This is a genomic window from Pseudanabaena sp. 'Roaring Creek' (assembly GCF_001402795.1).
GTDB lineage: Bacteria > Cyanobacteriota > Cyanobacteriia > Pseudanabaenales > Pseudanabaenaceae > Pseudanabaena.
The window spans coordinates 1-4,627 of sequence record NZ_LIRE01000007.1 but is presented as its reverse complement, the minus strand read 5'-3'; the positions used below and the strand labels follow the sequence as shown (position 1 = coordinate 4,627).

At 42.8% G+C, this 4,627-nt stretch carries 5 protein-coding genes; 2 read left to right on the top strand and 3 right to left on the bottom strand.

Going from position 1 to position 4,627, the window contains the following annotated elements; all coding sequences use genetic code 11:
* Positions 1-102: 102 nt before the first annotated feature.
* The 3 genes from AC805_RS00195 to AC805_RS00185 all read right to left on the bottom strand — a co-directional run bounded on the left by AC805_RS00195 (position 103) and on the right by AC805_RS00185 (position 1,868).
* Complete coding sequence (locus AC805_RS00195) at positions 103-327, bottom strand: ferredoxin-thioredoxin reductase variable chain (protein ID WP_009629191.1); 225 nt, start codon at positions 325-327, stop codon at positions 103-105.
* A 194-nt stretch (positions 328-521) separates the two neighbouring features.
* Positions 522-956 (bottom strand): ribosome silencing factor, encoded by a 435-nt coding sequence (gene rsfS, locus AC805_RS00190; protein WP_055073541.1) that lies wholly within the window; start codon positions 954-956, stop codon positions 522-524.
* A 312-nt stretch (positions 957-1,268) separates the two neighbouring features.
* A complete protein-coding gene (locus tag AC805_RS00185; protein ID WP_055073540.1) occupies positions 1,269-1,868 on the bottom strand; it encodes a GNAT family N-acetyltransferase in 600 nt (199 codons plus the stop codon).
* Positions 1,869-1,989: 121 nt separating this feature from the next.
* On the opposite strand from AC805_RS00185, the gene rsmA reads away from it, so the two are divergent.
* Positions 1,990-2,823 (top strand): 16S rRNA (adenine(1518)-N(6)/adenine(1519)-N(6))-dimethyltransferase RsmA, encoded by an 834-nt coding sequence (gene rsmA, locus AC805_RS00180; protein ID WP_055073539.1) that lies wholly within the window; start codon positions 1,990-1,992, stop codon positions 2,821-2,823.
* A gap of 167 nt (positions 2,824-2,990) precedes the next feature.
* Complete coding sequence (locus AC805_RS00175) at positions 2,991-4,580, top strand: hypothetical protein (protein WP_055073538.1); 1,590 nt, start codon at positions 2,991-2,993, stop codon at positions 4,578-4,580.
* Positions 4,581-4,627 lie beyond the last annotated feature (47 nt).

Below are 4,627 nucleotides of genomic sequence, written 5' to 3'. Positions count from 1 at the left end.
CTAAAACCTGCGGCGCACGCTGCGCGTGCGCCGCAGGTTTTAGGGTTTTATATTTAATTAAGCTCACTTACTTAAATACTTAGGCAGATGCATGAGCTACATCTAGTTAGCTGATTCTATTTCATGGTCGCCTAAGTGGGTGACAAACTTAGGCGTAAATCTGACTTCGTAGGGGTAGTTAGGACTGATCGGACGACCATGCCATTCAGTATGGATGCGAACAATTTCTCCCTCTAATCCTGTAATATCAAAAGCTTTGCCTTTGTGCTCAGGGTGGTGGAAGACATTTAACGGTGTCTTAACACGAACGCGATCGCCAACCTTCATAAATTCTGATATATCCAATTGTAAAGAGATTGCTTAATTATCGCTTGTCTGACGTGCTATTTAACATTAAACGGAAGAAGTAGCGGTATGTAGAGCGTCACGCTACTTCTTTCGTTTAATACCAATTCACTGAAGTGAGCTAACACCAATTCCCCAAATGGCAACGCCATTTGGGGAATTGGTGTTAGCTGAGTCTAGGTCGATTGCTCTAGTGCTGGCTCTGGCAAAAACACTTCAAGTTTGGGGGCATGTCCCCAAAATGCTTCTAGATCGTAATATTCGCGCTCATGAGCCATCATGGAATGAACGATTAAATCGCCATAGTCAAGCAAAATCCAAGTACCGTCTTGCTCGCCTGCGATATTTCTTGGTTTGCGCCCGAACTCTTCGAGAATTTTCTCTTCGGCACTACTCGCGATCGCACGTACTTGTGCCTTAGAAAAGCCCGTAATAATGACAAAATACTCTGCCAAACTCGATACTTCACCGATCGCGAGCAAAATGATATTTTCTCCCTTACGATCATCCGCAGCGATCGCTGCTAATTGAGCCATTTGATAGCTTTGGTCGTTTTCTCTCTGACCGCGAGTGAGATCTGTGGGGGTAGTAATATCGGTTGCGATGGTCATAGTTGGCAGATGTACTCCTGATTGGGTATGTAATTTATGGCAATTTTGGGGACTTGGTGCAGCACCTTTAACAGGGGCTTGTTTAATCTTGTTTAACCTTATCCACTATTGTAACGCGATCTCATCCTTGGCTCAGACAAGAATAGGTATAATACCAATTCCCAAAATGGCAACGCCATTTTGGGAATCTCAAAACCTTACTGGGTTTGGTGTTTAATTCACGAAAGTGTGACAACACTTTCGTGAATTGGTATAAAGCCTAGAGGAGCGTCTCTCCCGCTTAGCGGGAGAGACGCTCCTCTGGGTTAATGGCTAGATCGATCGCAATTTTTTCTGTAATAAAAATCTCCTTGGCTTTCTAAGCAGCCAATAGTTTAAGTTTCCCTCGCGGTCGTACATTTGATAACCTACGCGATCGTATAGATTGCGAGCGGTTTGGTTATCCTCGAGAACATGCATATACAACTGCGAATATCCCCATTGCTTTACCGTTCCCTCTGCTGCTAGCAAAAGTTGTTTCGCTACTCCCCGTCGCCGCCAATGGGGATGGACGGCTAGGTTAAAAATATAGGGATGTTGCTGCATTTCCCGACCGAGCCAAAAATTTTGATGTCCTTTGGTGGGGACATAGCGCATACAAATCTCAAGGGTGGCGATCGGTAAAGACTTGTTAGCAGGATGGGTGGCAACCAGACAGGCATAGCAGGGCGTTTTTTCCCCAAAGCGACTGCTAAGGTCGAGCATGATGCCATAGCGCAGGAGCGGATAGACCATATCAACAAAGCATCGGTGCAAAAAATGGACTTGGCGATCGACGCTACGATAAAAGCTCTCAGTCAAGATCTCGGATACATAACCAACATCTCTCGGGTTAGCTTGACGAATGGTAAACGAAGGAAATTGGCTTGGCACATTTAGCGCTAACGGCTTAGCGAAAATAAATTAACGATCTCAGTTATTATCGCTAAATAGGGTTAATAACTGAGCGATTAGCTCAGTTACTTATCATAATTATTTTAGCCAGCGATCGCCAATGCCCAACCCCGAAAGTCTCATCTATAGCCCCAGCAAGATCCGTCCGCGCAAGCAGTTTGGGCAACATTGGCTGCGTAGCGATGATGTCCTCAATAAAATTTTACGTGCGGGGCAATTGCAACCAAGCGATCGCATTTTAGAAATTGGTCCTGGTACGGGTAATCTCACCCGTTTGCTCCTGCCTTTTGTGGAGTCACTAACCGCTGTGGAAATCGATCGCGATCTTTGTGAAAAACTGCGTAAAACCATGACGCAAAAGAACTTTCAACTAATTGAAGGGAGCATTCTCGACATTCCCCTTCCCGCAGAAACCAACAAAGTCATCGCCAATATTCCCTACAACATTACTGGCGAAATTCTGAAAAAACTATTGGGGACATTGTCCGAACCAGTTCATCAGTTTGAGCAAATTGTGCTGCTCGTGCAAAAGGAAATTGGCGATCGGCTGGCTGCGAAGGCAGGACATAAGGCGTACAATGCCCTCAGCGTTAAGATTCAATACCTTGCGGAATGCCAGTTTGTTTGTGATGTTCCTGCGACTGCTTTTTATCCACCCCCAAAAGTTAATTCGGCAGTTGTCCGCATTATTCCGCGTCCCACACCTACCCCAGCCAGCAATCCGAAATTCTTAGATCGGTTGCTCACACTGGGTTTTGCTACGAAGCGCAAAATGTTGCGGAATAATCTGATCTCGGAAATTGATCGCGATCTTTTGGTGCTTATTTTGGAAAATATGGGCATTAACGCACAGGTGAGAGCCGAAGATCTCGATGTCGCTCAGTGGGTAGCTTTGAGTGAAGCTGTAATCAAAGCAAAGTCTTTAAATGATTAGGATTTGCCCAATAACTCATTATACCAATGCCCAAAATGGCAACGCCATTTTGGGCATTGGTATTACTACCGCCAATAAAAGACAAAAGAGAGAGGCGGCGCTTCGCGCCGCCTCTCTCTTTTGTCTTTTAGTTTATTCTTTAGTCAGCCCTAACTATGACCTAACCGATGAAAATAGTCACCCAACTTGCTCTAGTTGCACTGTTATGGATTGGCGTAATCAATACAGGCTCACTTGGAAGTTCAGATACCGATTTTCGATTGCAAATGGCTCATGCTTGGTGGACGGGAACTCCAGAGGTTTCTCCAGATTTTAAACCTATTATTCGTGGAGAAATTGGTGGCGGACTCATGGGAACGGGTGGAAAACGCTATATCAATTATGATTTGGGTCAGTCGATGCTGATGCTTCCTGCGGACTGGATCGGAACGCAACTGCATCGATTTATCCCCAACAGATCCGCCATACCTGAACTATATTTACGGCGTTTAATTGTGAGCTTCTTAATTTTTGTCCCCCTCAATGTGGCAATGGTTATAGCTTGTTTTTATCTATTAAGACTTTTTGAGTTTAAAGAAAAACTTGCAGGTTTAACGAGCATCGTGATGCTCATGGGAACGACAGTCCTAAATTATGCTCAAATTCACCAACAAAATAATCAAATTCTTCTCTTAACCTTGACTAGTTATGCTCTTTCCCTCGTCTATTTACAAAGGGGAAAATATCAGTTTGCGATAGGTAGTGGCTTGTCGATAGGAATTGCTGTTTTAATTCGTAACACTAGTATTATTAATGCTCTTACTTCTTTAATGTTTCTCCTTGGCTGTATTGCTTATCAAAGCCGTAATAGATATGAAATATGGCAATGTGTATGGCAATGTATATGGCTGTGGACTACGGGATTTTTACCGATCGCCTTATTTGACAGAACCCTTGCTTTCTTTCGGTATGGAAACTTCTGGGCTACAGGTTCCAGTGTTTTTATGCAAACGCAGGCTACCGACCCATTTTTCGCGCAGTTACCCGCACTTCCTCCCAACTATCCCCTGATTAATTCACCTGAAGTTGGCATTTTGGGTGTGCTTTTTGCTCCTGCCAAAAGTATCTTTATTTACGATCCCTTGTTGATTCCATGCTTAGCGATCGCATTTTTGACTTGGAAGATGATGTTGCCTTATATGCGGTGGTATTTAATTGTAAATATCTTTAACTTAGCGATGTTTTTGATATTAACGAGCAAGGTCGAGTTTTGGAGCGGTGATGTTGCTTGGGGGGCTAGATATCATGTTACATCCGTACATCTTATAATAGTTCCTCTCCTCGCATTATTAATCCAAAGATGGCAACATCAGAAAATAAAAAACTGGTTTATTGCTGTTTTGATTGCTATTAGCATAACGATTCAAATTATTTCGGTAGTTATGCCCAATAACTTAGAGGTGGTACAAACCTTAATTAGAGGAGAAAAAACAACAAATACCTTTACATTGGGACGGAGAACGACAAATATTCTCTGCCTTTTTAATAATAGTTTCTCAGATGAATGTACGGATAAAATTTTGCAAAATTCCATTCTGAGTGAAGCCCAAAAAAATCAATTGCAATATGATAATAGAATGGTTTTTCTGCCCTTTAATATGGGGAATAAAATCGGCTCAAAGATCGTAACAATGCTTGTATTATCTATTTGGATTCTGGTTTTATTGACGGCTATTTTTGCCATTACAAATTTTTGTTGGCAGCTATCGCGGGCATAAATTTATGATTTATAGCTATAGTCACTTAAGTCAGGACATCAAACCCA